Below are 26,521 nucleotides of genomic sequence, written 5' to 3'. Positions count from 1 at the left end.
ATCAGCCTGGTCCGGCGGGCGGCCGGGGTCCCGACATCCTGCTGCGCCGTGATGCCCAGCGGGCGCAGCAGCGGCCCCTCGATCTCGCTGCCGAGCAGCGCGCCGTCCGTAGTCGCCGCCCCAGGTGCCGACCACCACCTCGCTCGGCGCCTGCGCCAGCGCCGGCGTCGCCAGGGCGGCGGCGATCAACCCGCGACGGGTCAGGCTCACGCGGCCTCCTCCACGAGGTCGCCGGGCAGGGCCGGCAGCAGCCGCGCCTCGGCCGGGCTCCAGTGCACCGTCACGGCATCCCCGGGGGCCAGGGCGCGGCGGGGGTCGTCCTCGGCCGGCGTCGCCCGGATGGCGAGCAGCTTGGTGCCGCCCAGATCCAGGTGGTACTCGGTCTGGGCCCCGAGATAGGTCACCGCGAGCAGCCGGGCGGGAAGGCCCTCGCCCCGGGTCTCGACCGAGACGCGCTCCGGCCGGAGCGCCAGCACCGAATCGGCCGGGGCGGCGCCGGGGGCGCAGGGCAGGGTGGCGCCGCCGGCGGCGCGGAAGCGTCCGGGCGACTCGAGGGCCCCGCGCAGCAGGTTGCAGCGGCCGATGAAGCCGGCGACGAAGGCATCGGCCGGGCGTTCGTAGAGCGCCTCGGCATTGCCGATCTGGCGGACGCGGCCGCGGTCCATGACGACGAGACGGTCGGCCATGGTCAGCGCCTCCTCCTGGTCATGCGTCACGAACAGCGTGGTCAGGCCGAGCCGCTGCTGCAGGGCGCGGATCTCGAAGCGGACCTCGGCGCGCAGCTTGGCATCGAGGTTCGACAGCGGCTCGTCCAGCAGAAAGACCGCCGGGTTCACCACCAGGGCGCGGGCCAGTGCCACCCGCTGCTGCTGCCCGCCCGAGAGCTGCCGCGGCAGCCGGTCCGCCAGCCCCTCCAGCCGGACTAGGCGCAACGCCTCCGTCACGCGCCGCTCGCGCTCGGCGCGGCCGACCTTCCGCATCTCGAGCCCGAAGGCGACGTTCTGGCCGACGCTCATGTGCGGGAACAGCGCATAGGACTGGAAGACCATGCCGGTATCGCGGCCATGCGGCGCCGCCCGGGTCACGTCCCGGCCGCCGATCAGCACCCGGCCGGCACTCGGCGGGACAAAGCCCGCGACCATCCGCAGGGTGGTCGTCTTGCCGCAGCCGGAGGGGCCGAGCAAGGCCACCAGCTCGCCGTCCTGCACGTCGAGGTCGACCCGCTCCACCGCCACGGTGGCGCCGTAGCGGCGGGCGAGGCCTTCGAGGACGAGGGTGCCCATGCTCAGACCACCCGGCTGAGTTTGACGAAGCGGTCGGTGATCAGCATCAGCGCACCGACCAGCACGATCTGCACGGTGGCGACGGCGGCAAGCGTCGGGTCCACGCGGAACTCCAGGTAGTTGAGCATGGCGACCGGCAGGGTGACCCGGCCCGGGCCGACCAGCAGCAGGGTGAGCTCGAGGTTCTCGAAGCTCTGGATGAAGCTGAAGAGGCAGGCGGCGACCACGCCGGGCCGCAGCATCGGCAGGGTGACCCGCCAGAAGACCGTCAGCGGCCGGGCGCCGAGGTTGGCCGCAGCCTCCTCCGCCGAGCGGTCGAGGCCCTGGAGGGAGGCCGAGACCAGCCGGACCGTCCAGGGGATGGTCAGCAGCACATGCGCCGCGACCAGGCCGAGGGTGGTGCCCTTGATGTCGTCGTCGATCCAGAACTCGGCCCGGACGTAGAAGAGGTAGAGCGCGGTGCCCGCGACCACGCCGGGGACGGCCAGCGGCCCGAGCAGCAGCGTGTTCATCGCCCCCCGCAGCCCGTCCATCCGGCCGAAGCCGCGGTTGATGGCCAGCGCCGCGGCGGTGCCGAGCGGGACGCCGATCGCCGAGGCGGCGAAGGCAACCTGCAGCGAGGTGACGAAGCCGCGGGCGAATTCCCGCTTCTCCCAGGCATTGGCATACCAGCGGAGGGTGAATCCCTCGGGCGGGAAGCTGACGATCTCCTGGGCGAAGACGCTGATGACCACCACGGCAAGCACCGGCGCCAGGACCAGCCCATAGGCCCCCGCCACCACCAGGACAAACGCCATCCGCCGCCAACGCGACCCTCTCATCCAGCCTCCTGTCTCCCGCCGGGCAGAGTGCGGAGGGATTGGGGCGGGGTCAACGTGGCCGGGACATCACCGCTGCGGGTTTGACGACCCGCCGGCCCGCCTGTATGTAGCGGCCTGCATACGTCGTGGGCCTGTCACACCGATGGAGGGGTGGCCGAGTGGCTGAAGGCGACGGTTTGCTAAACCGTTAAGGGTCGTCAAGGCCCTTCGAGGGTTCGAATCCCTTCCCCTCCTTGGTCAACCAAGGCATGCATTTCCTTTCCGTCTCCCGTCGTCCGGGCTGCGCCGGCCTCAGGCCGGCTCACTCGCAGAAGAAGGGCGTCTCCTCCGTGGCGCCGCCGCGCAGCCGCAGGTCGAAGCGGAAGCAGCGGCTGCCATCGGCCAGGCCTTCCGGCCGCGCCAGGAGCCGGGCCCGGGCCGCCGGCGGGACCAGGGCCAGCACCGGGTCGCCGGCATTCTCCGCGGGGTGGTCGGGGAAGAACAGGCAGGTGACCAAAGGCCGCATCAACCCGGAGGCCATGACGGTCAGGTTGATGTGCGGGGCGCGGTGATGATTGCCCTCGGCATAGCCGCCCGGCATCAGGCTGCGGAATTCGAAGGCGCCGTCGGCATCGGTCGCCGCCCGGCCCCAGCCGAGGAAGTCCGGATCCGCCAGCGCATGCGCCGGGTCGGCCGGGTGGCGGAAGCGGCCGGCGGCATCGGCCTGCCAGGCCTCGACCAGCGCGTTCACGCAGGCCGCACCGGCCTCGCGGGTGACCCGGCCGCGCAGGGTGATGCGCTCGCCCCGGGTGCTGGGCGGCGCCCCGGCGCCGATGCGCGCCAGGTCGTTGTCGTCGGGCCGGACGAAGCTGCGCGGGAAGAAGGGCCCGATGGTGTGCTGGGAGAGGGGCGGGCGGCTCATGGCATCGCCGGCGTCGCGGCGCGGCCGCGCAGCACGAGGTCGAAGGCATAGCCGAGCCAGCCCAGGCCGACCTCCGCCGGGGGCACCAGCCGCGCCACCAGCCGCTCCCGCGCCGCAGCATCCGGCACCGACATCAGGATGCGGTCGAGCGGGTTCAGCGGGTCCCCCGGGAAGTACATCTGGGTCACGAGGCGGGAGAGCGAGGCCGGGCCGAGCACCGAAAAATGCACATGCGGCGGCCGCCACCAGGTCGCCGGCCCGGGCACCGGATAGGCGCCGGGCCGGATGGTGAAGAATCCATAGCGCCCCTCGGCATCGCTCAGCACCCGGCCGCTGCCGATGAAGTTCGCATCGAGCGGGGCGTCCCGGGTATCGATCGGGTGGAAGTAGCGACCGGCGGCATTGGCCTGCCACAGCTCCACCACGGCGCCGGGCACCGGGCGGGCATCCTCGTCCAGCACCCGGCCGGCGATGTGGATGAGCTGGCCCAGGGCGATGCGGCCGGGTCCGGGCACCGCCAGGTTGTCGTCGCCGCAGGGCAGCTTGCGGTCGAGGCGGAAGGGGCCGGTCGCCTCGGTGCGGGTCGCCGGGCGGCGGATCAGCGGCTGGGAGGGCAGGTGGGTGAAGGTATTGGCATAGCCGGGGATGGGGACCGCCGGCTCGATGCCCTCGGGCCATGGGTCGAAGCGATCCGGCGGCTGCATGGCTGTTCCTCCCTCCCTGCCAGCATGCCGCCGAACCGGGGTGGATTGAAAGCCGGGCGGGATGCGGACAGGCTGACACCCCAAGGGAGAGGGGATAGGCCCATGGCCGAGGTTCGGCGTGGTCCGGCGCGCATCGCATACCGGGTGGAAGGCGAGGGGCCGCCGGTGCTGCTGCTCGCCTCGCTCGGCCGCGGGGCCGAGGATTTCGACGAGGTCGCGCCGCGGATCGCCGCCGCCGGCTTCCAGGTGGTGCGGCCGGACCCCCGCGGGATCGGCTGCTCCGTGGGGCCGATGGAGGGGCTTACCCTCTATGACCTCGCGGCGGATGCGGCGGCGGCGCTGGTCGATGCGGCGGGCGAGGCGCCGGCCATCGTCGCCGGCCATGCCTTCGGCAACTGGGTGGCCCGGGCGCTGGCGGTCTCTCGGCCGGCGCTGGTCCGGGGCGTGGTGCTGCTTGCCGCCTCCGTCACCACGGAGATGCCGGCGGATGTTCGCGCCTCCATCGATGGCAGTTTCGACCCGGCGCTGAGCGAGGCGGAGCGGCTCGGCCACCTCCGGCGCGGCTATTTCGCCCCGGGCCATGATGCCCGGGTCTGGCTCGGCGGCTGGCACCCGTCGGTGGCCGCGATGCAGCGGGCGGCGACCGCGGCGACGCCCGACCAGACCTGGCGCCGCGTCGCGGAGCGCGTGCCGACGCTCTATGTCTCCGCTGCGCAGGACACCATCGCGCCGCCGCCGAGCCTCGAGGCGCTCCGTGCCGCGCTCGGCCCGCAGGTCACCATGGTCAGCATCGCCGAGGCCGGCCATGCGCTGCTGCCCGAACAGCCGGCCGCAACCGCGGCGGCGGTCATCGCCTTCGCCGCCCAGTACAAGGAAACACCATGAACACGCTGCAGGATCTGCAATGCTTCACCCTGACCGTCGCCGAGGGGATCGCCACGGTGACCATCGCCCGGCCGCCGGTGAATGCCCAGAACGGCCGCTTCCGCGACGAGATCATCCGTATCTTCGACCTGCTGCACGACACGCCGGAGGTGCTGGCCATCGTGCTGACCGGCGCCGGCCGGGTCTTCTCCGCCGGCGCCGACCTGAAGGAACGGCCGGGCCTGTCGGGTGAGCCAGGCGCCTATCCGCGGCACAACCGGCTGGTGCGGGCTGCCTTTGCCTGCGTCATGGAATGCGAGAAGCCGGTCATCTGCGCCATCAACGGCGCGGCCATCGGCGCCGGCTGCGCCCTGGCGCTCTCGGCCGATATCCTCATCGCCGGAGAGAGCGCCTTCCTGTCGATGACGGAGGTGGACGTCGGCCTGGCCGGCGGGGTGAAGCATGTGCTGCGCCACTTCGGCCAGTCCGATGCGCGGCTGATGATCATGACGGCGCGCCGCATCACCGGGCCGGAGCTGCTGCGGATGAACGTCGTCTCCGCCTGCGTCCCCGATGCCGAGCTGCTCGAGACGGCGATGGGCATCGCCCGCGAGATCGCCGGCAAGGTGCCGCTGGCGGTGCGGGCGGCCAAGCGGTCCTTCAATCTGGTCGAGGACCTGCCGCTGCACGAGGGCTATCGCTACGAGCAGTCGCAGACCGTGGCGCTCTCGACCAGCGAGGACACGCGGGAGGCGCAGCGGGCGTTCGCCGAGAAGCGCAAGCCCGTGTTCACCGGGCGGTAGGCGGGAATTCGCCCGGGGGGGCGGTTGAACTGGCTGCCCGCCCGCCGCAGGATGCGCCGCGACGGCCCGGAGATGGCCGCGTCGGAGGACCATCCAGGATCATGAATTTCCCGCCATGCTGATCACCGCCGTCGAATCCTCCGTGGTCTCGATGCCCTTCACCATGGGCGGCCCGCATTCCAGCTTCGCCGGGCAGCGCTGGGACCGCATGGAGATCCTGCTGGTCCGGGTCGAGACCGCGGACGGGCTGGTTGGCTGGGGCGAGGCCTTCGGCCATGCCGCCATTGCCAGCACCAGGGCGGCGCTCGATACCATCGTCGCGCCGCTGGTGGTGGGCCGGGACTCGGCCGATATCGCCGGGCTGACCCGCCGCGTGCTGCACGGGGTGCACCTGCTGGGGCGGAACGGGCCATTCGTCTATGCCTTCTCCGGCATCGAGATCGCCCTCTGGGACATCATGGGCAAGCGCTGCGGCCAGCCGGTCTGGCGGCTGCTGGGCGGCGCCGCGCCGGAGAGCCTGCCGGCCTATGCCAGCCTGCTCTCCTATGGCGGCGACCTTGGCCTGGTCGCGCGCAATACCGCCGATGCGGTGGCCCGGGGCTACCGCCACATCAAGCTGCACGAGCTGACCCGCGACGCGGTGCTGGCGGCGCAATCCGCCGCACCCGAGGCGCGCATCATGCTCGACGTGAACTGCGCCTGGACCCCGCCGGTCGCCCGCGGCATGGCGGAATCGCTGGCCGCCGACGGGCTGCTCTGGCTGGAGGAGCCGGTCTGGCCACCGGAGGATGCGGCCGGCCTCGCCAGCCTGCGCCGCCACGGCATCCCGCTCTCGGCCGGGGAGAACACCGCCGGGCTCTTCGGCTTCAAGGCGCTGATCGAGGCCGGCGCCATCGACATCGCCCAGCCCAGCGTGACGAAAGTCGGCGGCATCGGCGAGATGGTGCGGGTCATCCGCCTCTGCGAGGCGGCCGGCGTCGCCGTCACACCGCACAGCCCCTACTTCGGCCCGGGCTTCGTCGCCACGCTGCACATCGCCGCCGCGCTGGTGGAGAACCCGCTGGTCGAGGTGCTCTGGCTGGAGATGGCGCCGAACCCCTTCGATCCCTGGGTCCGCAGCAGGGACGGGCGGGTCGCGGTGCCGACCGGCCCCGGCCTTGGCGCCGATCCGGACCCTGACCTGCTGGCCCGCACCACCCTCGGCACGCCGACCCGCATCACCGCCTGACGTCCAAGACAAGCAAGGGATAACCCAGCATGACCATCACCCGCCGCGGCCTGGTCCAGGCCAGTGCCGGCCTCGCCGCCGCCAGCAGCCTCGCCGCCCCCGCCCTCGCGCAGTCCGAGCCGATCAAGATCGGCTGGCTCGCGGCACTCACCGGCCCGAGCTCCGCCCCCGCCGTAGGCTTCAACCGCGGCGTGGTCTATGCCGCGGAGGCGCTGAACGCGGCCGGCGGCGTGAAGGGCCGCAAGGTCGAGATCATCACCCGCGACACCCAGGGCGACCCGACCAAGGCGGTGAACGCGACGCAGGAGATGATCAGCCAGCTCAAGGTGCATGCCATCTGGGGTCCGACCAACTCCGGTGAGTCGCTCGCCGTCACCGCCATCATGGCCCGCGGCAAGATGCCGAACATCCACCCCTGCGTCGTCGACAGCCTGATCGATACCACGCGCTACCCGAATGCCTTCCGCATCGCCCCCTCCAACGCCCAATGGGACGACGCGGTGCGCGGCTATACGCTGAACATCGCCAAGGCGAAGAAGGTCGCGGTCTTCGGCGATACCACCGGCTATGGCGTCAGCGCCGCCAATGCCTCGGCCGCCGCCCTGGCCAAGGATGGGGCCGAGGTCGTCGTCAAGGCGAACATCGACGCGACCCAGCCGGACATGACCCCCGATATGCTGCGCGCCCGCAATGCCGGCGCCCAGGCCATCGTCATCTGGTCCGTCTCCACCGGCATGATCGCCCGGCTGCTGAACACCCGCGCCACCATGGGCTGGGACGTGCCCTTCATCGGCCATCCCTCGCTGGCGTCCGGCGAGATCGGCACGCTGATCGACAAGCCGGCGAATTGGGAGAAGGTCTACGCCATCGGCTACAAGAGCTGCAGCTACGACGCCGCCGGCAAGCTGCCGCCGCGCAACGAGGAGCTGCTGGCCAAGCTCCAGGGCAAGGTGAACCTGCAGGATACGCTGCTCTGGTGGGTCGCCTGCGGCATCGATGCGGTGAACCTGGTGGCCAAGGCGGTCGAGACCGGCGGCTCCTCCTCCTCCGAATCCATCATCAAGACCTGGAACGCCCTGAAGGACTACCCCGGCTACTTCGGCGACTACAGCTACACCCCGACCGACCACAACGGCTTCCCCGTCTCGGATATCGTCATGTCGGCGGCCTCGACCGGCAAGAACGGCACCTTCGCCCTCGCCCCCGGCTACGGCTGACCGCATGCTCGCCTCCATCCTGGCCTCGGGCCTGGCGGTCGGCGCGGTCTATGCGCTGATCGGCATCACCTACAACACCATGTACTCGACCTCCCGGGTGATGAGCTTTACCGCCGGGCAGCTCGGGATGCTCGGCGGCGTCTTCGGCTCGCTGTTCATGCTGCGGCTGGGGCTGCCCTGGCCGGTGGCGCTGGTGCTGACGCTCACGGCCTGCGCGCTGCTCGGCGTCGTCACCGAATTCGTCGCGGTGCGGCCGGTGTTGAAAAGCCTCGACCAGCACCTCTACGTGCTCTCGACGCTGGCCGTCGCGCTGCTGATCCAGAACCTGACCGCGCTTCAGTGGAGCACGGAGCCGCAACCCTTCCCGCGGCTGCTGGAGATGGGCTCCGGCATCTGGGACGAGAAATACTGGCTGCCGGTCGGCGCCTGCGTCGTCACCATCGTCGGGCTCGAATACCTCTATCGCCACACGCTGGTCGGCCGCGCCTTCGTCGCCATCGCCGAGGACAACTTCGCCGCCCGCGCCCTCGGCCTGCCCGAGCGCAACCTGCGCATCGCCAGCTATGCGCTGGCCGGCGCCGTCGGCGCGCTGGCGGGCTTCGCCGGTGGGCAGCTCCTGCTGGCCTTCTTTGCCAACGGACCTTTGCTCAACTTCTACGGCTTCATCCCGGTGGCGCTGGGGGGCTTGGGCAACAACCGCGGTGCGGTCATTGGCGGCATCCTGCTCGGGCTGTTCCAGCAGGCGGCGAACTTCACCGTCGGTGGCATCTTCTCCTCGGTCGCCGTCTTCACCCTGTTCATCATCGTCCTGCTGCTGCGGCCGCAGGGCATGTTCGGCGCGCCCGTGGCGCGGAGGGTCTGATGGTCCGCGCATTATGGCCATTCGCCCTGCTGCTGGCGCTCGCCGCGCTGCTGCCGCTCTCGGGCAATGAATACTGGGCGCTGATCGCCACGCGGGCGGCGATCTACTGGATCCTGGTCGCCGGGCTGAACCTGATCGTCGGCTATGCCGGGCAGCTCGCCATCGGCTATGTCGCGCTGCTGACCATCGGCGCCTATACCGCCAGCGTGCTGACCGCTGGCACGGTGATGGCGCCGATCGGGGCCTTCCCCGCACTTGGCATCGCCGCCGTGGCCGGGGCCTTCTTCGGCGTCATCGTCGGCCTGCCGGCGCTGCGGCTGCGAACCTTCTACTTCGCCATGACGACGCTCGGCTTCGCCACCATCGTCACCCAGATCACCCTGGCCTGGCAGGACGTGACGGGGGGCGGCATCGGCATCCCCGGCCCGGCGCTGCCGGCGCCGATGGATACCGCCTGGGGCCTTTACTGGTTCTGCCTCGCGGTCGCCGTCGTCTGCACCTGGGCGACGGCCAATATCGCGCATAGCCGCTTCGGCCGGGCGCTGGTGGCGATCCGCGATACGGAAGTCGCGGCCGAGGCCGCCGGCATCGACAAGCCGCGGATGCTGGTGCTGGTCTTCATCCTGGCCGGCGCGCTCGCGGCCTTCGCCGGCGGGCTGTTTGCCTCGCTGCAGACCTACATCACCCCGGATGCCTTCACCTTCGAGCTGTCGCTGCTCTTCTTCATCGCGGTGCTGATCGGCGGGCGCGGCTCCATCCTCGGGCCGCTGCTCGGCACCATCCTGCTGACGCTGCTGCCGGAGATTGCGGCACCGCTCGCGGCCTGGTCCACCTTCCTCTACGCGGCGCTGCTGCTGGTCATCGTCCTTGCCATCCCGGGCGGCATCGCCGCGCTGCTCGATCGGCGCAACCGCCTGGCGCTGCCGGAGAACCGCGACATCCGCCCGGATGCGGCGGCGCTGGAGCCCTTGATCGGCCAGCGTGGCGCGCCGGAGACCATGGCGCTGCGCGGCATCGTGCTGGCCTTCGGCGGGGTCCGCGCCATCGACGGCGTCGACCTCGACGTCCGCCAGGGCGAGGTGCATGGGCTGATCGGCCCGAACGGCAGCGGCAAGACCACCACGCTGAACGTCATCTCCGGCTACTACAAGCCGGAGGCGGGCAGCATGACGATTGGTGCTGCGGCGCTGCCGCCCGGCGCGCCCGAGGGCCGCGCGGCGCGGGGCATCGCCCGCACCTATCAGACGCCGCGGCTGATCGGCGAGGCCAGCGTGCTGCAGAACGTCATGATCGGCGCCAGCATCAGCGGCACCGCGACCTTCGTCGAATCCCTGCTCTCGCTGCCGCGGCACATGGCGGACGAGCGGCGGATGAAGGCGCAGGCGCGGCTGGCCCTGGCCGCGGTGGGGCTTTCGGCGCTGGCCGAGGTCCGCGCCGACCGGCTGCAGCACAGCGAGCTGCGCTTCATGGAGATCGCCCGGGCGCTGATGCTCAAGCCCGGCTTCTTGCTGCTGGACGAGCCGGCGGCGGGGCTTTCGGTGGAGGAGATCAAGCGGCTCGGCGCGCTGATCAAATCGGTCAGCCGCCAGGGCACCGGCGTGCTGCTGGTGGAGCACCATGCCGACCTGATCTTCGACATCTGCGACCAGGTGACGGTGCTGAACCTCGGCAAGGTGCTGGCCGCCGGCACGCCGGCCGAGATCCGCGTGCACAAGGAGGTTGTCAGTGCCTATCTCGGTGGGTGAGCCCCTGTTGGCGGTGGCCGGCCTGCGGTCTGGCTACGGCAAGATCGCGGTGCTGCACGGCATCGACCTGGCGATCGCCGCCGGCGAGGTGGTGGCGCTGCTCGGCCCGAACGGCGCCGGCAAGACCACCCTGCTGCGCGCCATCTCCGGCCTGCTGCCGGTCAATGGCGGCACGGTGCGCTTCGGCGGGGCCGACATGGCCGGCGCCGATCCGCGCACCGCGGCCCGCGCCGGGCTGGTGCATGTGATCGAGGGCCACCGCGTCTTCACCCAGATCTCGGTCACCGACAACCTGCTGCTGGCCGGCTACGACCTGCCGCGGCGGGAACGCATGGCGCGGATCGAGGAGGCTCTGGAGTATTTCCCCGAGATCGCCGCCAAGCGGGCCGACAAGGGCGGCGCGCTCAGCGGCGGGCAGCAGCAGATGCTGGCGGTGGCGCAGGGGTTGGTGCAGCGGCCGAAGTTGCTCATGCTCGATGAGCCCTCGGCCGGCCTCTCGCCGGTGCTGGTCGACCGGGTGCTCGGCGTGGTGCGGGAGTTGCGGTCTAAGGGCACCGCCGTGCTGCTGGTCGAGCAGCTCATCGAGAAGGCACTGGCCGTTTCCGACCGGGTTTATGCCATGGCCCAGGGGCAGGTGGTGCTGGAGGCCGGGGCGCAGGAGGCGGATCTGCCGCACCGGCTGGAACGCGCCTATTTCGGCCAGGACGTGCCCACCGCGCTGCACGGCTGATTTCTTGCTAAGAAGCGGGGCATGACCAGCCCCGCTGCCCCGATCGGCCTCCCCGCGCTGGAGGCCCGGCTTCGCCAGGACCTCGACTACCTCGAACTGCCGGCCAAGGCCTGGGTGCCCCGGCGGCAGGCCGAGGGCGTGCCAGTGGTCGATGTCGTCATCATCGGCGCCGGCATGTCGGGTCTCGCCATCGCCGCCTCGCTGCGGCTGCTCGGCATCGACAACATCCGGGTGCTGGACCGGGCGCCGGCCGGGCAGGAGGGGCCCTGGGTCACCTTCGCCCGGATGGAGACCCTGCGCTCGCCGAAGGGCCTGGCCGGCCCCGCCCTCGGCCTGCCCTCTCTCACCTTCCGCGCTTGGTTCGAGGCGCAGCATGGCACCGCCGCCTGGGAGGCGCTCGGCAAGATCCCGCGCGGGCAATGGATGGACTACCTCGGCTGGTACCGGCGGGTGATGGCGGTGCCGGTGGAGAACGGCATCGCGGTCTCGCTGCTGCGGCCGCGTACCGATGAGCTGGTCGGGGTCGAGACCAGCGCGGGCGAGATCCTCGCCCGGCGGGCGGTGCTGGCCAGCGGCCGGGACGGCATGGGCGGGCCCTTCGTGCCGGAGATCGCGCGCGGCATCGACCGGCGCTTCTGGGCGCATACGCGGGATGAGATCGACTTCGCCGCGCTGCGCGGCAGGCGGGTCGGGGTGGTGGGCGCCGGGGCCTCGGCCATGGACAATGCGGCGACGGCGCTGGAGGCGGGGGCGGTGAGCCTCGAGCTCTTCGTCCGCCGCGCCGCGCTGCCGCGGGTCAACAAGTTCACCGGCATCGGCAGCCCCGGCGTGGTGCATGGCTTCGCCGCCCTGCCGGACGATTGGAAATGGCGCTTCCTGCATCACGTGCTCGGCGCCCAGACCCCGCCGCCGCGCGACAGCACGCTCCGCGTCTCCCGCCACCCCGGGGCGCGGCTGCACCTCTCGAGCCCGATCCTGGGCCTGGCCGAGCGGGACCGGGCGTTGCGGGTGGAGACGCCGAAGGGCGCCTTCGAGCTCGACTTCCTCATCTTCGGCACCGGCTTTGGCGTCGATGCGACGCTTCGGCCGGAGCTGCGGCTGGTGGCGCCGCAGATTCGCCGCTGGGGCGACCGCTTCACCCCGAGGCCGGGCCAGGAGCAGGCGGAGCTGGCGGCCTCGCCGGACCTCGCCTCCGACCTCAGCTTCCAGGAACGGGTCCCCGGCGCCTGCCCGGCGCTGGCCCGCATCCACTGCTTCACCTATCCGGCGACCCTCAGCCACGGCAAGCTGACCGGGGATATCCCGGCGGTCAGCGCCGGCGCCCGGCGGCTGGCGCTGGCCATCACGCGGGACTTCTTCGTCGCCGACCGGGAGGCGCATTTCGCCACCCTTGAGGCCTTCGCCACCCCCGAGTTGCAGGGCGATGAATGGCCCGCGGAAAGGATCGTCTGATGGATCTGGTCGAGACGCTGCTGGGGATCGCCCCCGGCTCGCCGCTCGCCGAATTGCGCGGGCAGAGGGCGGGGATCCGCCAGCATACCGAGGGCGCCTGGCGCGAGCTGGTGCTGCCGGCGGAGCCTGGCGGCGTCAGCCTGGCCGAGCGGGCGGCGCTGGCGCTGCGGGTGGCGCGGCTCGGTGGCCATGACGGGCTGGCGGCGCATATCCGCACCCTGCCGGTGCCGGCCGAGGCACTGGCGGCAGCCGAGGACCCGGTGCGGGCGGAGGGACGGCTCGGTCTGCTGCTGCGCTACGCCGACCTCGTCGCCGAGGCGCCGGAGCGCTGCGGCCAGGCGGAGATCGATGCCCTCGGCGCCGCCGGCCTCTCGCCGCAGGATATCGTCGCGGTGACGCAGTTGATCGCCTTCATCCCCTTTCAGATCCGGCTGCTCGCCGGCCTGCGCGCGTTGCAGGAGGAGGCCGCCGCATGAGCCGCTTCACCATGGACGAGGTCGCCTGGCACCCGCGCATTCCGCCCGTCGCGGCCGAGCAGGCCACCCCGGCGCAGCTCGCCGCGCTCGAGGCCTGCCCGCCGGCGCAGCGCCGCTCGACCTATTTCCTGACGCTGGCCAACGACCCGGGATCGCTCGGCGAGCGCGGGGCGTTGTTCAACAGCGTGATGTATGCGCCGCGCGGGCTGCCGCGGGCGGAGCGGGAGCTGGCGACGGCGGTGGTCTCCCTCGTCAACGGCTGCATCTACTGCACCTCGGTCCATGCCCGGCGCTTCGCCGAGCTGACGCGGGAGCCGGCGGCGATGCAGGCGCTGCTGGATGAGGGCATCGGCACCGCGCTGCCGCCGCGGCGCCGCGCCATCGTCGATTTCGCCGCGAAGCTGACGGCGACGCCGGGCGCCATCACCGGTGCCGATCTCGCGCCGTTGCGGGCGGCGGGGCTGGAGGACCTGGAGGTGCTGGACCTGATCCATGCCATCGCAATGTTCGCCAATGCCAACCGGCTGATGCAGTCGCTCGGCGCCTCGGTGGCGCCGTGATCGGGCGGCGGGCGCTACTCGGCGCCGTCATCCCCGGGGCGGCCCTCGCTGAGGGCTGGGTGCCGGACCGGCCGGTGCGGCTGGTGATCCCCTTCGCCCCCGGCGGCTCCCAGGACGTGCTGGGGCGGCTGCTGGCCCAGGGCGTGGCCGGGCCGCTCGGGCAGCAGGTGGTGGTCGAGAACCGCGCCGGCGCCGGCGGCGTGCTGGGGGCGGAAACGGTGGCGCGCGCCGCCCCGGATGGGCTGACCCTTCTGCTGTCCACCGCGGGGCAGCTCACCATCGCCAAGGCGATCGGCCGGCGGCTGCCCTATGACCCCATCGCCGATTTCACCCCCATCCTGCATCTCACCGATAGCCCGGTGGCGCTGCTGGCATCCCCCGACCTGCCCGTCGCCGATGCCCCGGCGCTGCTGCGCTACGCCCGCGAGGCATCGCGGCCGCTGCCCTATGCCTCCACGGGCATCGGCACCAATACCCATCTCATCATGGAGGATCTGAAGGCCCGACAGGGTCTGCAGGTGGAGCACGTGCCCTATCGCGGCGCGGCGGCGGCCTTCAACGACCTGCAGGCCGGGCGGATCGCGCTGATGTTCGTCTCCGTCCCCTCGGTGCTCGCCGCGGCCGGTGGGCAGTTCAAGGTACTGGCCGTCACCTCCGCCGCGCGCTTCCCGGCGACGCCCGAGGTGCCGACCCTGGCGGAGGCCGGCGTCGAGGATTTCGAGGCCAGCATCTGGACCGGGCTTTCCGCCCCGGCGCCAACCCCGGCACCGGTGGTGGCCCGGCTGGCGGCGGCCTTCACCACGGCGCTGGGCTCGGCGCTGGTGCGGTCGCGCCTCGATCTGCTCGGCGCCATGCCCAATGGCGCGGATGGCGCGGCCTTCGGCGCGATGCAGCGGGAGGATCTGGCGCGCTGGAGCCGGGTTGCGGCGCCGCTCGGCATCGCCCTGGATTGAACCGTGACGCGGGAGCGGCAGCTTCCGCGCTCAGCCCCGGATCAGCGTCTCGACCTCCGTCCGGTCCGGCGTCACCCCATCCTGCGCCCGCAGCGCCCCCGCGGCCGAGGCGAAGCGCATGAGGGCCGGCAGCGGCTGTCCCTCCGCCAGGGCCAGCGCATAGGCGCCATGGAAGACGTCGCCTGCGCCGGCGGTGTTGGTCGCCTCGACCGGAAAGGCCGGGGTCTCGGCCGGGCGCTCCATGCCGTCGGTGAGCCAGAGCGTTCCATGCTCGCCGCGGGTGACGGCGGCGACCCGCGCGCCGGCGGCCAGCGCCCGGCGCAGCCCCTCGGCGGGGGCGACGCCCGGGGCGAAGATCTGCAGCCCGGGCTGGGAGAAGATCGCGTGGTCGGCCAGCGGCACCAGGGCCGCGAGCAGCCGGGCCTCGGACTTCTCCGCGTCCAGCACGCTGGGCACGCCGATGGCGCGGGCCCGGCGGAGGGCGGCCTCGGCGGCGCGCGGCCAGCGAGGGTCGCAGAGCAGGGCACCGGCTTCGCCCAGCGTCCCCATCGGCAGCACCTCGGGGTCGAGGTCCAGCCCCTCGCCGCGGAAGGCGAAGATGACCCGCTCGCCCACCGGGTCGAGCAGGACGGAGGAGACCGGGGTGCGGGCGCCGGGGGCGATGCGGATGGCGCTGACATCGACGCCGAAACCGGCCAGTTCCGCCGCCAGCGGGCCGCCGTTGCGGTCGTCGCCGATGCGGCCCCAGAAGCGCACCCGGCCGCCCAGCCGGGCGACGGCGATGGCGGCATTGGCGGCCAGGCCGCCGACGCCGAGGCTGTAGCGCCGCGCCACCGCCTTGGCCGGGGGCTGCGGGATATCCTCGACCCAGAAGGTGTGATCGGCCACCAGATGGCCGAGGCAGATGACGAGCGGGGCTTGGGCGCAAGCGGTCATGCGGCGGGAGTGTAGCCGAAGCGCGGCGGATTCGGCTGCAATCCTGGCACCGGCGAAGCCGGGGCCTGTCGATCAGTCGATGCGGATATTCGCCATCCGGACCATGCCGGTGAAGAACTCGGTCTGCTGGTCGCGGAAGGCGGCGAATTCCTCGACCGTGTTGGGCCGGGTGAGGGCGCCGAGCCCGGTCAGGCGTTCGATCACCACGCTGTCGCGAATGGTGGCGTTCAGCTCCGCATTCAGCCGGGTGATGACCTCGCCCGGGGTGCCGGCCGGGGTGAAGACGCCGTTCCATTCCCAGGTCTCGAAGCCCGGCAGGGTCTCGGCGAAGCCGGGGATGCCGGGCAGTTGGGCGATCGGCGCCGGGCCGCAATGGGCCAGGCAGCGCGCCTGGTTGGCCTGGGTCACCGGCAGGGTGGAGGGGACGTTGCTGAACTGCATCGGGACCCGGCCGGAGGTGAGGTCGTTCCGCGCCGCGGCGATCTCGCGGTAGACCACGTGGTTGATGCGGATCTCCGCCCGGTGGTTCAGCAATTCCAGCGAGACATGCTGCACGGTGCCGATCCCGGTGGAGGCGCAGTCGAGCCTGCCGGGATTGGCCTTGGCATGGGCGATGAGCTCGGGGACGGTTCTCGGGCCGAAGCCGTTGGTCACCATGAGCGTGTTCGGCGTGACCATGGCAAGGAAGACCGGCAGCAGGTCCCGCCGCGTGTCGTAGGGCAGCCGGCTGCCGAACAGCGCCGGGTTCACCGAATGGGCGGTCGCGTCGTACAGCAGCGTGTAGCCATCGGCCGGGGCACGGGCGACCGCCTGGGCGGCGATGGTGCCGGCGGCGCCGGGGCGGTTCTCGACCGCGAAGCTCTGGCCGAGGCGTTCCGACAGCCTGGCGAAGAGGATGCGGCAGACGACATCCGCGGTCCCGCCGGGGCTATAGGCGTTGATCACGCGGACGGTGCGGCCGGGATAGGCGGATTGCGCCCCCGCCAGGGCCGGGGCGAGGAGTGCCCCGGCCAGCAGGCTTCGCCGTGCGATCAGCGTCATCGGTGCCTCCCCGTTCGTTTTGCTTCAGGTCAGTCTGGCCCGGCCCAAGGGAGACGACAAGCTGGAGACGACAAGCTACAGCGAGGCGCCGCCGTCGATGGCGAGTTCCGAGCCGGTCATGTAGCTGCTGTCGTCGGAGAGCAGGAACAGCACCAGCTTCGCCACCTCCTCGGGCGTGCCCTGGCGGCGCATCGGCACGGACTGCAGGCGGATGGCGTTCTGCTCGGGCGTGCGGACCTCGAGCATCTTCGTGTCGATCGGGCCGGGGTGGACGGAATTCACCCGGATGTTGCGCGGGGCCAGGTCGATGGCGGCGGCCTTGGTCATGCCGCGGAGCGCCCATTTGGTCGCGCTGTAGGCGATGGCGCCGGGCGACCCGCGCAGCCCCGCGGTCGAGGAGATGTTGACGATGGCGCCGCCGCCGGCACGCTCCATCGCCGGCACCACCGCCTGCATCCCGAGGAAACAGCCGAGCTGGTTGATGCGCATGTGCCGCTCGAACAGCGCGGCGTCGGTGTCCATCAGCGAGGCCGGGACATAGATCCCGGCGTTGTTCACCAGCCCGTGCAACCCGCCCATGGCCTCGGCGGCGGCGACGGCGGCGGCCCAGCCGGCCGCATCGGTGACATCGTGGCGCAGGAATTGCGCCGCAGCACCGAGGCTGATGGCCAGCGCCTGGCCTTCCTCGGCGAGCACGTCGGTGATGACGACGCGGCCGCCCTCGGCGACGATCATCCGGGCCTCGACGGCGCCCTGGCCGCGGGCGCCGCCGGAGATGAGTATGGTCTTGCCGGTGAAGCGGGGCATCGTGGTCTCCTCCTGCCTTTGGCCGGGATGGTGCGGCGGGAGAAGCCGGGGCGTCAAACCCGCCTGATGCCCCAGAAGAGGGCGATGCCCTTCAGCATGCCCTCGAGGTCGGTGCGCAGCGCCGTCGGCGAGAAGAACTGGCCGAGCGGGACATAGGGCACGTCCTCGAAGGCCTGGCGCTGCATGCGGCGGCCGATGCCGGCGCGGGCGGCGTCGTCGGGGGCGTCGAACCAGGCGTTGCGCAGCGCCTCCAGCTCGGGCGCGGTGGGCCAGCCGAAGATGGCGCCCCTGCCATGGCCGCGGATGAGGTTGTTGGCCGCCGGGTTCACCTGGGCGCTGCCGGCGGTGAAGCTGACGGTCGCGTTCCAGCCGCCCTTGTCCGGTGGGTCCTGGTTCAGGATGCGGCGGACAACGCTGCCCCAGTCGGTCGCGACGTAGTCGAGGTTGATGCCGATGCGGCGGAGCAGGTCGCCCTGCACCTCCGACATGGCGTTGATGACGGGGAAGTCGGTGGCGGCGAGGAAGGTAACGCGCTCGCCCCTGTAGCCGGCGGCTTCCAGCTCGCGCTTCGCGGCCGCGGCGTCGGTGGGCGTGGCCAGGGCCTCCATCCCCACGTCGCTGGCCATGACGCTGCCGGGGGCGAAGAAGCCGTAGGGCACGCGCCAGAAGCTGCGGTCGTCGCCGGCGGCGGCGAGCATGAAATCCGCCTGGTTGGTGGCGCGGAGGATGGCGCGGCGGATGGCCGGGTTGTCGAAGGGCGGGTGCAGGCAGTTGGGGCGGAAGAAGCCGATGCTGCCGTGCGGGTCGAGAATGTCGATCTTCACGCTGCGGGCGCGCCTGAGCTGCGGCACCAGGTCGATGGTCGGCATCTCGATCCAGTCGACCTCGCCGCGTTGCAGGGCCGCGCCGGCGGTGGCGCCATCCGGGATGGTGAGCCATTCGACGCGGTCGAAATGCGCCACCTTGCCGCCCGAGAGGTAGGAGGCGGCTTCCTGCCGCGGCTGGTAGCCCTCGAATCTCGCGTAGATGTTGCGGGAGCCGGCCATGCGCTCCTCCGCGACGTAGCGGAAGGGGCCGCTGCCGATCAGCTCCGGCACCGCCTGGGAGGAGGGCAGGGCGGCGAAACGCTCCGGCATGATGGCGCAGACATGGGTGCCGACCTTGGCGAGGGCATCCGGCAGCAGCGGGAAGGGCTTCTTCAGCCGGAAGCGGATGCGGCGGTCATCCGGCGCATCCACCTCGTCGGTGGCCGCGAAGAGCGCCTGGCCGAAGGCGTCGCGGGTCGCCCAGCGGCGGATGGAAGCGGCGGCGTCGCGGCCGCGAACCGGCTCGCCATCGTGGAATCTCAGGCCCTCGCGCAGGGTGATGGTGACGGTCCTGCCGTCGTCCTCCACGGTATGGCCTTCGGCCATCTGCGGCCGGGCGCGGAGTTCGCTGTCCCAGCCATAGAGCGTGTCGAAGACCATCAGCGCGTGGTTGCGGGTGACGAAGGCGACGCTGTGGATCGGGTCCAGCAGGGCGAGGTCGGCCTGGGGCACGAAGCGGAGGGTGCGCCGGCCCGAGGCGCCCTGTGCGGCGGCGAGGCGTGGGGCGGCCAGGGACACGCTGGCGGCGAGCAGGTGGCGACGGCGCATGATGCAGCCTCCGGTCGACTTGGGAGCGTAATGCTGCGGTGCAATGCCAGTCGTCGTCAACGGAATCACGCAGATCGGTCGCATTGACAGGCCCGGTTCCGGCTGCGAGCGTTCGGGCAAGAACACGGGAGAAACGGAATGGCCGCGCCACTCGAATGGCAGGAATCCCATGTGGCCGTCGCCGGTTTGCAGTTGCGGCTGCGACGGGCGGGAAGCGGCGCTCCGCTGCTGGTGCTGCACCGGGATATCGGCACGCCGGACCAACTGCCCATCTACGTGGCGCTGGCCGAGCGCTACGACCTGCTGCTGCCGGAGCATCCGGGCTATGGCGCCTCGGAGCGTGCGGCCTGGATGCGGCATCCGCGCGACCTGGCGGCGGTGTACCAGGGGCTGCTCGCGGCGCTCGACATCCCACGTGCCAGCCTGCTGGGCCTGGGCTTCGGCGGCTGGATCGCCGCGGAGATGGCGAGCCTGGCGCCGCGGGATTTCGAAAAGCTCGTGCTGGTCGGGCCGATGGGGTTCAAGCCGCCGCAGGGGGATATCCTCGACCAGGCGCTGGTGAGCCATATCGATTATGCGCGGGCCGGTTTCCACGAGCAAAAGGCATTCGAGGCTGTGTACGGCGCGGAGCCGAGCACCGACCAGCTCGTCGAATGGGACCTCTGCCGGGAGATGAATTTCCGCCTCGCCTGGAAGCCCTACATGCATAGCCAGACCTTGCCGCATCTGCTGGGCGCCATCCGGGCACCGGCGCTGGTGGTCTGGGGCGGCGAGGACAAGGTGGTGCCGATCAGCGCCGCCGATCGCGTCATGGCGGGGCTGGTGGGAGCCAGGCTGGCGGTGGTGCCGGCCTGCGGCGCCTGCGTCGAGATGGAGAAGCCGGCGGAATTCGCCCGGCTCGTCACCGATTTCATCGGCTGAGGGGAGAGCGCCATGCACATCATGTATTTCACCGAACAGCCGATGGCGACCTACCCCGCCGACAAGGGGCTGGAGTTCGGCGCGACGGCGCTGATGTTCTCGAACAGCCACTTCGACCCCGCCGAGGGCAGCAGGCTCTACAACGAGTACATCGAGCAGTACGTGCTGGCCGAGACCGTCGGCTTCGACGGCATCATGCTGAACGAGCACCACAACGCGCCCTTCTGCATGCAGGCGAAGGCCAACATCTTCGCCGCACTCCTGGCCGGCCTGACCAAGCGGGTGAAGATCGTCATGCTCGGCAATCCGCTGCCGCTGGCGGAGAACCCGATCCGCCTGGCCGAGGAGCTGGCGATGATCGACATGATCTCGAAGGGGCGCCTCGTCTCCGGCTTCGTCCGCGGCGGCGGGCAGGAGCAGCTGGCGGTCGGGGTGAACCCGGCCTTCAACCGGGAACGCTTCGAGGAGGCGCATGACCTGATCGTCAAGGCCTGGACCCAGCCGGGGCCCTTCCGCTGGGAGGGGACGCATTATCAGCACCGGGTGGTGAACCCCTGGGCGGTGCCGCTGCAGAAGCCCTATCCGCGCGTCTGGGTGCCCGGCGTCATCAGCCGCGAGACCGTGATCTGGGCGGCGCAGCACCGCTACCCCTATATCGCGCTGAACACGACCGTCGAGCAGACGCAGAAGATCTGGAAGCTCTACGACGACACCGCCGCCGAGGTCGGCTTCCAGGGCGGACCGGAATACCACGGCTACCTCAAGCAGGTGCATGTGGCCGAAACCGAGGAGAAGGCGCTGGAGAATGCCCGGCAGTTCACCTGGATGCAGGGCGAGTTCACCGGCCTTGCGCATCCGGTCTGGAGCACGCCGGCGGGGTATTCCTCGCCGGAGAACCGGCGCGGCTTCGTCGAATTCTCGACCGGGCGGGGGACCAGCCCGCGGAAGCGTCCCACCTTCGACGAGCAGATCCGCGACAACATGATCATCGCCGGCACGCCGAAGACGGTCATCGCCAAGCTGCGGCAGGTGATGGAGGCGACGCGGCCGGGGATCATGGCGCTCTGGGCCAATGACGGCGCGGTGAGCCATGCCGACAGCCTGACCTGCATCCGGCTGTTCGGCGAGGAGGTGCTGCCGGCGCTGCGGGAGACGGCGAAGGCGCTCGACCTCAAGAGCCCCTTCGAGGCGGAGACGCCGGTCAGCCTCGACTACAGCACCGACCTCGCCCCGCGGGTGGCGGCGGCGGAGTAGGGTTCAAGCCCCGGAAGCGGCGCCTTCGAGGAAGATGGCGACCGCCTGACCGGCCCGCTTCCGGATCTCCTCGGCATCGGGCGGCGGGCGCTGGCCGAGCAGCATCAGCATGTGCGGCTCGCCGACCACCATGCCGATCAGCATGCCGGCGGCCTGTTCCGGATCCTCGAGCCGAAGCCAGCCGAGGGCGGCCTGTTCCGCCAGCCATTGCTCGACCACGCCGGTGCCGCGGCCGCGGCTGCGCTGCACCGCGGCGGCAAGCTCCGGCGCCCGGTTGACCTCCGAGGCGATGACCCGGAACAGCGCCACGTGGCGCGGCGACAGGATATGCAGCGCGACATCCGCCAGCAGACCGGCCAGCGCCGCCGCATCGCCCCGCGCGGTGGGCTCGGCGGCGACCTGCATCGGCGCGCAGAAGCGCGTCACCACCGCATCGAACAGCGCTTCCTTGGAAGGGTAGAGCTGGTACAGGGTCTTTTTCGACATCCCCACCGCCTGGGCGACGTCGTCCATGTTGGCGGCGGCATAGCCCTGGCGAAGGAAGACCGTCTCCGCCGCCTGGATCAGAGCGCTGCGCCGCTCGGCTTCGCTCAGCCGACGCGGGGCGATGGTGGTGGAGGTGCTCACGCGGCTCTGTTCCCTCGCTACCGTGGCGGTGCCATGGCGGCCGCCGCGACCGTCTGGCGGCTCCAGCCGCCGCCCAGGGTCTTGTACAGCGTAACGAGGTTTTGCAGCCGTGCCAGTCGCAAACTGATGAGGGTCTGCTGCGCGGTGAACAGGGAGCGCTGGCTGTCGAGCGGCGCCTGGTAGGTATCCAGCCCGCCGCGGAAGCGGAGCAGCGCCAGCCGATAGGCGTCGGCATAGGCATCCACCAGCCGGGTCTGCGCCGCGATCTGCTCGTCGTAGGTGCCCCGGGCGGCGAGGGCATCGGCCACCTCGCGGAAGGCGGTCTGGATCGCCTTCTCGTACTGGGCGACGTTACTGTCCCGCTGCAGCTTGGACAGATCGAGGTTGGCGCGGTTGATGCCGCCGTTGAAGATCGGGATGTTGACGGCCGGCGCGAAGGTCCAGGCGCTGGACCCCGGGCTGAACAGGCGGTTCAGCCCCGAGCTCGAGGACCCGTAGCTGGCGGTGAGGCTGAGCGAGGGGAAGAAGGCCGCCCGCGCCGCACCGATATTGGCATTGGCCGCCAGCAGGTTGTGCTCGGCTGCCAGCACGTCCGGCCGGCGCAGCAGCAGCTCGGAGGAGAGGCCCTCCGGGATCCGGGGCGGCAGCAGGGTCGACTCCAGCTTGGTCGCGGGCAGGAGGGCGACCGGCACCGGCTGGCCGACCAGCAGGTCCAGCGCGTTGCGGTCCTGGGCCAGCTGGCGGGTGTATTGCGCCAGGTTGGCCTTGGCGGTCTCGACCGAGGTCTGCGCCTGGCGCAGCGCCAGGGCGGTGGAATTGCCGCCGTCGTAGCCGGCCTTGGTCAGACGGTAGGCATCCTCCTGGTTGGCCAGGGTGGAGCGCGTCAGGTCCAGCAGCTCCTGGTCGGCTGCGACCGCCAGCCAGGCATTGGCGACCTGCGAGACGAGGCTGAGCTGGGTGCTGCGCCGGGTCTCGGCATAGCCGAGGTATTGCTGGAAGGCCTGGGCCGTCAGGCTGCGGACCCGGCCGAACAGGTCGATCTCATAGGAGGTGAAGCCGAGGCCGGCGCTCCAGAGCCGGTAGTTCAGCCCGCCGGTGCTCTCGACGCCGCCGCCGGGAATGAGGCCGGCGAAGGAGGAGGCCGCGCGCGGCGTCCGCGTCGCCGAAAGGCTGCCGGTGGCACCGAACTCCGGCAGGATGGCGCCGCGCTGCACGCGGAACTGCGCCTCGGCCTGGGCGACGTTGAGCGCCGCCACCCGCAGGTCGCGGTTGCCCTCGAGCGCCAGGCCCAGTGTCCGGCGCAGCCGGCTATCGCGGAAGAAGTCTTCCCAGCCGATGTTGTCGGCGGTGGTCGCGTCCTGCGCCTCGGGCGGCCGCTGGTAGGCGGGACCTTCCGGCCAGCCGGTCGGGACAGGCGCCGCCGGGCGCAGGATGTCGGGGATCAGGCTGCAGCCCGAGAGCAGGATGGCCGTCAGGGTCAGGGCAGGAAGGGTAGCGCGCATGATCATTCTCCCGCCGCCGGCTGGGGGTGGGCAGGGGGATGGGCAGGGGGATGGGCAGGGGGATGGGCACTGCTCGGCCTGGCATCGGCCTCGGGGGCCTTGTCCCCGACCTTGAAGGTGCGCAGCACCACCAGGAAGAAGACCGGCACGAACAGCAGCGCCAGGACGGTGCCGGCCAGCATGCCGCCGATCACCCCGGTGCCGATGGCATTCTGCCCGCCGGAGCCAGCCCCGGTCGAGATCGCCAGCGGCATGACGCCGAGGATGAAGGCCAGCGAGGTCATCAGGATGGGCCGCAGCCGCTGGCGCGAGGCGGTGAGCGCGCTGTCCATCAGGCTGGCGCCCCGGTCGAACTCCTCCTTGGCGAATTCCACGATGAGGATGGCGTTCTTGGCGGCAAGGCCGATGGTCGTGAGCAGCCCGACCTGGAAGTAGACGTCGTTGTTCAGGCCACGAAGATAGGTCGCGGCGACCGCGCCGAGGATGCCAAGCGGCACCACGAGCATGACCGCGGCCGGGATCGCCCAGCTCTCGTAGAGTGCCGCGAGGCAGAGGAAGACGACCAGCAGCGAGATGGCATAGAGCGCCGGCGCCTGGTTGCCGGACAGCCGCTCCTCGAAGGAGAGGCCGGTCCATTCCACTCCGATGCCGGCGGGCAGCTGCTTGGCCAGGCGTTCGATCTCGGCCATGGCGGCACCGGTCGACTGGCCGGGAGCCGGGGTACCGAGGATCTCCATGGAGGGGCGGCCATTGTAGCGCTCGAGCCGGGGCGAGCCCTGCGTCCACTCGGCCCGGGCGAAGGCGGAGAAGGGCACCATCTGCCCGGCGGTGTTGCGGACGAACCAGCGCTCGAGGTCGTCCGGTCGCATGCGGGAGGAGGCATCGCCCTGCATGTAGACGCGCTTGACCCGGCCGCGATCGATGAAGTCGTTCACGTAGCTGGAGCCCCAGGCCGCGGAGATGGTGCTGTTGATGGCCGCCGCAGTGACGCCGAGGACGCGGGCCTTCTCCCAGTCCATCACCAGGCGATACTGCGCCTCGTCGTCCTGGCCGTTGGGACGGACGCCGGCGAGCAGCGGGCTCTGCGCCGCCATGCCCAGCAGCTGGTTGCGGGCCCCGAGCAGGGCGGCATGGCCGACGCCGGTCTGGTCGACCAGCATCATGTCGAAGCCGGTGGCATTGCCGAGCTCGATGATCGGCGGCGGCGGGAAGGCGAAGATCAGCGCGTCCTGGTAGCCGGCGAATTTCTGCATGATGCGTCCGGCCAGCGCCGCGGTGCTGTTGGCCGCCCCTGGCCGCTCGTCCCAGGGCCGCATGGTGACGAAGCCGATGCCGGCATTCTGGCCGCGGCCACCGAAGCTGAAGCCGTTGACCGTAAGCACCGAGCCGATGACGCCCTTCTCCTCGGTCTGGAGGTAGTCGTTCACCGCATCGAGCGCCCGCTGGGTGCGGTCCGCGGTGGCGCCGGGCGGGGTGCTCACCTGCATGAAGAGCACGCCCTGGTCCTCATCGGGCAGGAAGGACACGGGCAGCCGTAGGAACAGGAAGGCCATGCCGCCAACCAGCACGCCATAGACCAGCAGCCAGCGCAGCGGCTTGCGCAGCATCCGGGTCAGGGCGGCGACATAGCCGCGGTTGCCGCGGTCGAAATTGCGGTTGAACCAGCCGGTCAGGCCGGTGGTGCCGGCGCCATGCTTGCGCGGGCGCAGCAGGGTGACGCAGAGCGCCGGGGTGAAGATCAGCGCGACCAGCACCGAGAGCCCCATGGCCGTCGCGATGGTGACGGCGAACTGGCGGTAGATGACGCCGGTGGAGCCGCCGAGGAAGGCCATCGGCAGGAACACCGCCGAGAGCACCAGGGCGATGCCGACCAGGGCGCCGCTGATCTGGTCCATCGATTTCCGCGTCGCCTCGAGCGGGCTGAGGTGCTCCTCCTCCATCACCCGCTCGACGTTCTCGACCACCACGATGGCGTCATCCACCAGCAGGCCGATCGCCAGCACCACGCCGAACATCGTGAGCGTGTTGATGGTGAAGCCGAAGACCAGCAGCAGGGCGAAGGTGCCGAGCAGCACGACCGGGACCGCGAGCGTCGGGATCAACGTCGCCCGGAAGTTCTGCAGGAAGACCAGCATCACCAGGAAGACCAGGCCGACCGCTTCCGCCAGGGTCTTCACCACCTCCTCGATCGACAGCCGCACGAAGGGCGTGGTGTCGTAGGGGAAGACCGCCTCGATGCCGGTGGGGAAGCTCGGACGCAGCTGGGCCAGGGTCTCGCGCACCGCGGTATCGGTCGCCAGCGCATTGGCGCCGGGGGCGAGGTTCACCGCGATGGCGGCGGAGGGGCTGCCGTTGAACTTGGTGGAGGTCGCATAGTTCTCGTTGCCCAGCTCGACCCGGGCGACATCGCGCAGGCGCACCTGCGCACCGCCGGGGTCGGCCCGCAGCAGGATGCGGCCGAACTGCTCCGGCGTCTGCAGGTAGGAGGGGCCGATGATGGTGGCATTGAGCTGCTGGCCGGGGGTGGCGGGCAGGGCGCCCAGCTCGCCGGAGGCGACCTGGACGTTCTCGGCCTGGATGGCGGCGGCGACATCGGCCGGCGTCATCCCGAAATTCACCAGCTTGGCCGGATCGAGCCAGATGCGCATGGCGTATTGCGCGCCGAACAGCTGATAGTCGCCGACGCCGGGGGTGCGGCTCAGCGGGTCCTGGACGGTGGAGGCGATGAAGTCGCCGATGTCGCCGCTGGTCATGCTGCCGTCGGTTGAGACGAAGCCGACCACCATCAGGAAGTTGCGGGTGGCCTTGGCGACGCGCAGACCCTGCTGCTGCACCGCCTGCGGCAGCCGCGGGACGGCCAGCTGCACCTTGTTCTGCACCTGCACCTGGGCCGTGTCCGGGTCGGTGCCCTGGGCGAAGCTCAGGGTGATCTGGACGCTGCCGTCTTTGGCGGATTGCGAGGAGAAGTACAGCAGGTTGTCGAGACCGCTGAGCTGCTGCTCGATCACCTGCACAACGGTGCTCTGCACCGTCTCGGCCGAGGCGCCGGGATAGACGACGGTGATCGCAATGGCAGGCGGCGCGACCGAGGGATACTGCGCGATGGGCAGCGACCGGATCGCCAGGATGCCGGCCAGCATGGTGACGATGGCGAGCACCCAGGCAAAGACCGGGCGGTCGATGAAGAAGCGTGACATGCG

At 71.3% G+C, this 26,521-nt stretch carries 24 protein-coding genes and 1 tRNA gene; 14 read left to right on the top strand and 11 right to left on the bottom strand.

Features of this window, described 5'->3' with window-relative positions; all coding sequences use genetic code 11:
• Positions 1-206: 206 nt before the first annotated feature.
• Positions 207-1,283, bottom strand: a complete 1,077-nt coding sequence (locus tag QWZ14_RS13880) for an ABC transporter ATP-binding protein (protein WP_290317285.1) — start codon at positions 1,281-1,283, stop codon at positions 207-209.
• A 2-nt stretch (positions 1,284-1,285) separates the two neighbouring features.
• A complete protein-coding gene (locus QWZ14_RS13875) occupies positions 1,286-2,104 on the bottom strand; it encodes an ABC transporter permease (protein WP_290317284.1) in 819 nt (272 codons plus the stop codon).
• A 144-nt stretch (positions 2,105-2,248) separates the two neighbouring features.
• Between QWZ14_RS13875 and QWZ14_RS13870 the strand changes: the two genes are divergently transcribed.
• Positions 2,249-2,338 (top strand) — tRNA-Ser (locus QWZ14_RS13870).
• A 67-nt stretch (positions 2,339-2,405) separates the two neighbouring features.
• Here the strand turns inward: QWZ14_RS13870 and pcaG are convergent.
• Together pcaG and QWZ14_RS13860 are read right to left on the bottom strand one after the other, a co-directional pair.
• Positions 2,406-3,005, bottom strand: a complete 600-nt coding sequence (gene pcaG / locus QWZ14_RS13865) for a protocatechuate 3,4-dioxygenase subunit alpha (RefSeq protein ID WP_290317283.1) — start codon at positions 3,003-3,005, stop codon at positions 2,406-2,408.
• A complete protein-coding gene (locus QWZ14_RS13860) occupies positions 3,002-3,709 on the bottom strand; it encodes a dioxygenase family protein (RefSeq protein ID WP_290317282.1) in 708 nt (235 codons plus the stop codon). Before QWZ14_RS13860 ends, pcaG begins: the two co-directional genes overlap by 4 nt.
• Positions 3,710-3,811: 102 nt before the next feature.
• Between QWZ14_RS13860 and QWZ14_RS13855 the strand changes: the two genes are divergently transcribed.
• The 11 genes from QWZ14_RS13855 (at position 3,812) to QWZ14_RS13805 (ending at position 14,599) form a co-directional block, all read left to right on the top strand.
• Positions 3,812-4,594, top strand: a complete 783-nt coding sequence (locus QWZ14_RS13855; RefSeq protein WP_290317281.1) for an alpha/beta fold hydrolase — start codon at positions 3,812-3,814, stop codon at positions 4,592-4,594.
• On the top strand, positions 4,591-5,376 hold the full coding sequence (locus tag QWZ14_RS13850) for an enoyl-CoA hydratase/isomerase family protein (RefSeq protein ID WP_290317280.1): 786 nt from the start codon (positions 4,591-4,593) through the stop codon (positions 5,374-5,376). Before QWZ14_RS13855 ends, QWZ14_RS13850 begins: the two co-directional genes overlap by 4 nt.
• A gap of 115 nt (positions 5,377-5,491) precedes the next feature.
• A complete protein-coding gene (locus tag QWZ14_RS13845; RefSeq protein WP_290317279.1) occupies positions 5,492-6,604 on the top strand; it encodes a mandelate racemase/muconate lactonizing enzyme family protein in 1,113 nt (370 codons plus the stop codon).
• A 29-nt stretch (positions 6,605-6,633) separates the two neighbouring features.
• The gene (locus tag QWZ14_RS13840) at positions 6,634-7,821 is read left to right on the top strand and encodes an ABC transporter substrate-binding protein (protein ID WP_290317277.1); all 1,188 of its coding nucleotides are present in this window, start codon (positions 6,634-6,636) and stop codon (positions 7,819-7,821) included.
• A 4-nt stretch (positions 7,822-7,825) separates the two neighbouring features.
• Entirely contained in the window at positions 7,826-8,683 is an 858-nt protein-coding gene (locus QWZ14_RS13835; protein ID WP_290317276.1) for a branched-chain amino acid ABC transporter permease, read from the top strand.
• Complete coding sequence (locus QWZ14_RS13830) at positions 8,683-10,428, top strand: branched-chain amino acid ABC transporter ATP-binding protein/permease (protein WP_290317275.1); 1,746 nt, start codon at positions 8,683-8,685, stop codon at positions 10,426-10,428. The genes QWZ14_RS13835 and QWZ14_RS13830 overlap by 1 nt, the downstream gene beginning before the upstream one ends.
• Positions 10,409-11,158, top strand: a complete 750-nt coding sequence (locus tag QWZ14_RS13825; protein WP_290317274.1) for an ABC transporter ATP-binding protein — start codon at positions 10,409-10,411, stop codon at positions 11,156-11,158. Before QWZ14_RS13830 ends, QWZ14_RS13825 begins: the two co-directional genes overlap by 20 nt.
• A 21-nt stretch (positions 11,159-11,179) precedes the next feature.
• Positions 11,180-12,610: an FAD-dependent oxidoreductase gene (locus tag QWZ14_RS13820; protein WP_290317273.1), complete on the top strand. Its 1,431-nt coding sequence runs from the start codon at positions 11,180-11,182 to the stop codon at positions 12,608-12,610.
• On the top strand, positions 12,610-13,086 hold the full coding sequence (locus QWZ14_RS13815) for a CMD domain-containing protein (RefSeq protein ID WP_290317272.1): 477 nt from the start codon (positions 12,610-12,612) through the stop codon (positions 13,084-13,086). Before QWZ14_RS13820 ends, QWZ14_RS13815 begins: the two co-directional genes overlap by 1 nt.
• Entirely contained in the window at positions 13,083-13,646 is a 564-nt protein-coding gene (locus tag QWZ14_RS13810; protein ID WP_290317271.1) for a peroxidase-related enzyme, read from the top strand. Before QWZ14_RS13815 ends, QWZ14_RS13810 begins: the two co-directional genes overlap by 4 nt.
• Positions 13,643-14,599, top strand: coding sequence for a Bug family tripartite tricarboxylate transporter substrate binding protein (locus QWZ14_RS13805; RefSeq protein WP_290317270.1), 957 nt, complete (start codon positions 13,643-13,645; stop codon positions 14,597-14,599). Before QWZ14_RS13810 ends, QWZ14_RS13805 begins: the two co-directional genes overlap by 4 nt.
• Positions 14,600-14,629: 30 nt before the next feature.
• On the opposite strand, the gene QWZ14_RS13800 is transcribed toward QWZ14_RS13805, so the two are convergent.
• The 4 genes from QWZ14_RS13800 to QWZ14_RS13785 form a co-directional block, all read right to left on the bottom strand.
• The gene (locus tag QWZ14_RS13800) at positions 14,630-15,535 is read right to left on the bottom strand and encodes a PfkB family carbohydrate kinase (RefSeq protein ID WP_290317269.1); all 906 of its coding nucleotides are present in this window, start codon (positions 15,533-15,535) and stop codon (positions 14,630-14,632) included.
• Between the two features lie 72 nt (positions 15,536-15,607).
• Complete coding sequence (locus QWZ14_RS13795) at positions 15,608-16,576, bottom strand: Bug family tripartite tricarboxylate transporter substrate binding protein (RefSeq protein ID WP_290317268.1); 969 nt, start codon at positions 16,574-16,576, stop codon at positions 15,608-15,610.
• A 75-nt stretch (positions 16,577-16,651) separates the two neighbouring features.
• Positions 16,652-17,383 carry an SDR family NAD(P)-dependent oxidoreductase gene (locus QWZ14_RS13790; RefSeq protein ID WP_290317267.1) on the bottom strand — a complete coding sequence of 244 codons (732 nt, stop codon included), beginning with the start codon at positions 17,381-17,383 and terminating at the stop codon, positions 16,652-16,654.
• A 53-nt stretch (positions 17,384-17,436) separates the two neighbouring features.
• Positions 17,437-19,017, bottom strand: coding sequence for an ABC transporter substrate-binding protein (locus QWZ14_RS13785; RefSeq protein ID WP_290317266.1), 1,581 nt, complete (start codon positions 19,015-19,017; stop codon positions 17,437-17,439).
• A 138-nt stretch (positions 19,018-19,155) separates the two neighbouring features.
• On the opposite strand from QWZ14_RS13785, the gene QWZ14_RS13780 reads away from it, so the two are divergent.
• Positions 19,156-19,938 carry an alpha/beta fold hydrolase gene (locus QWZ14_RS13780; protein WP_290317265.1) on the top strand — a complete coding sequence of 261 codons (783 nt, stop codon included), beginning with the start codon at positions 19,156-19,158 and terminating at the stop codon, positions 19,936-19,938.
• 12 nt (positions 19,939-19,950) lie between these two features.
• On the top strand, positions 19,951-21,192 hold the full coding sequence (locus tag QWZ14_RS13775; RefSeq protein ID WP_290317264.1) for an LLM class flavin-dependent oxidoreductase: 1,242 nt from the start codon (positions 19,951-19,953) through the stop codon (positions 21,190-21,192).
• Positions 21,193-21,195: 3 nt separating this feature from the next.
• Here QWZ14_RS13775 and QWZ14_RS13770 read toward each other — a convergent pair whose 3' ends face one another.
• The 3 genes from QWZ14_RS13770 to QWZ14_RS13760 are packed head-to-tail and all read right to left on the bottom strand — an operon-like array spanning position 21,196 to position 26,518.
• Positions 21,196-21,819 carry a TetR/AcrR family transcriptional regulator gene (locus QWZ14_RS13770; RefSeq protein WP_290317263.1) on the bottom strand — a complete coding sequence of 208 codons (624 nt, stop codon included), beginning with the start codon at positions 21,817-21,819 and terminating at the stop codon, positions 21,196-21,198.
• Between the two features lie 17 nt (positions 21,820-21,836).
• Complete coding sequence (locus QWZ14_RS13765; RefSeq protein WP_290317262.1) at positions 21,837-23,321, bottom strand: efflux transporter outer membrane subunit; 1,485 nt, start codon at positions 23,319-23,321, stop codon at positions 21,837-21,839.
• 2 nt (positions 23,322-23,323) lie between these two features.
• Positions 23,324-26,518, bottom strand: coding sequence for an efflux RND transporter permease subunit (locus QWZ14_RS13760; protein ID WP_290317261.1), 3,195 nt, complete (start codon positions 26,516-26,518; stop codon positions 23,324-23,326).
• Positions 26,519-26,521: the final 3 nt, after the last annotated feature.

This window comes from Paeniroseomonas aquatica, assembly GCF_030409335.1.
In the GTDB taxonomy this organism is placed as follows: Bacteria; Pseudomonadota; Alphaproteobacteria; order Acetobacterales; family Acetobacteraceae; genus Belnapia; species Belnapia aquatica.
This window is presented reverse-complemented; position numbering and strand designations above follow the sequence as displayed.

Bases quoted from the DNA above. Each gene is read 5' to 3' on its own strand.
- QWZ14_RS13880 (WP_290317285.1), bottom strand. From the start codon at position 1,283: ATGGGCACCCTCGTCCTCGAAGGCCTCGCCCGCCGCTACGGCGCCACC.
- QWZ14_RS13875 (WP_290317284.1), bottom strand. From the start codon at position 2,104: ATGAGAGGGTCGCGTTGGCGGCGGATGGCGTTTGTCCTGGTGGTGGCG.
- pcaG (WP_290317283.1), bottom strand. From the start codon at position 3,005: ATGAGCCGCCCGCCCCTCTCCCAGCACACCATCGGGCCCTTCTTCCCG.
- QWZ14_RS13860 (WP_290317282.1), bottom strand. From the start codon at position 3,709: ATGCAGCCGCCGGATCGCTTCGACCCATGGCCCGAGGGCATCGAGCCG.
- QWZ14_RS13855 (WP_290317281.1), top strand. From the start codon at position 3,812: ATGGCCGAGGTTCGGCGTGGTCCGGCGCGCATCGCATACCGGGTGGAA.
- QWZ14_RS13850 (WP_290317280.1), top strand. From the start codon at position 4,591: ATGAACACGCTGCAGGATCTGCAATGCTTCACCCTGACCGTCGCCGAG.
- QWZ14_RS13845 (WP_290317279.1), top strand. From the start codon at position 5,492: ATGCTGATCACCGCCGTCGAATCCTCCGTGGTCTCGATGCCCTTCACC.
- QWZ14_RS13840 (WP_290317277.1), top strand. From the start codon at position 6,634: ATGACCATCACCCGCCGCGGCCTGGTCCAGGCCAGTGCCGGCCTCGCC.
- QWZ14_RS13835 (WP_290317276.1), top strand. From the start codon at position 7,826: ATGCTCGCCTCCATCCTGGCCTCGGGCCTGGCGGTCGGCGCGGTCTAT.
- QWZ14_RS13830 (WP_290317275.1), top strand. From the start codon at position 8,683: ATGGTCCGCGCATTATGGCCATTCGCCCTGCTGCTGGCGCTCGCCGCG.
- QWZ14_RS13820 (WP_290317273.1), top strand. From the start codon at position 11,180: ATGACCAGCCCCGCTGCCCCGATCGGCCTCCCCGCGCTGGAGGCCCGG.
- QWZ14_RS13815 (WP_290317272.1), top strand. From the start codon at position 12,610: ATGGATCTGGTCGAGACGCTGCTGGGGATCGCCCCCGGCTCGCCGCTC.
- QWZ14_RS13810 (WP_290317271.1), top strand. From the start codon at position 13,083: ATGAGCCGCTTCACCATGGACGAGGTCGCCTGGCACCCGCGCATTCCG.
- QWZ14_RS13800 (WP_290317269.1), bottom strand. From the start codon at position 15,535: ATGACCGCTTGCGCCCAAGCCCCGCTCGTCATCTGCCTCGGCCATCTG.
- QWZ14_RS13795 (WP_290317268.1), bottom strand. From the start codon at position 16,576: ATGACGCTGATCGCACGGCGAAGCCTGCTGGCCGGGGCACTCCTCGCC.
- QWZ14_RS13790 (WP_290317267.1), bottom strand. From the start codon at position 17,383: ATGCCCCGCTTCACCGGCAAGACCATACTCATCTCCGGCGGCGCCCGC.
- QWZ14_RS13785 (WP_290317266.1), bottom strand. From the start codon at position 19,017: ATGCGCCGTCGCCACCTGCTCGCCGCCAGCGTGTCCCTGGCCGCCCCA.
- QWZ14_RS13780 (WP_290317265.1), top strand. From the start codon at position 19,156: ATGGCCGCGCCACTCGAATGGCAGGAATCCCATGTGGCCGTCGCCGGT.
- QWZ14_RS13775 (WP_290317264.1), top strand. From the start codon at position 19,951: ATGCACATCATGTATTTCACCGAACAGCCGATGGCGACCTACCCCGCC.
- QWZ14_RS13765 (WP_290317262.1), bottom strand. From the start codon at position 23,321: ATGCGCGCTACCCTTCCTGCCCTGACCCTGACGGCCATCCTGCTCTCG.
- QWZ14_RS13760 (WP_290317261.1), bottom strand. From the start codon at position 26,518: ATGTCACGCTTCTTCATCGACCGCCCGGTCTTTGCCTGGGTGCTCGCC.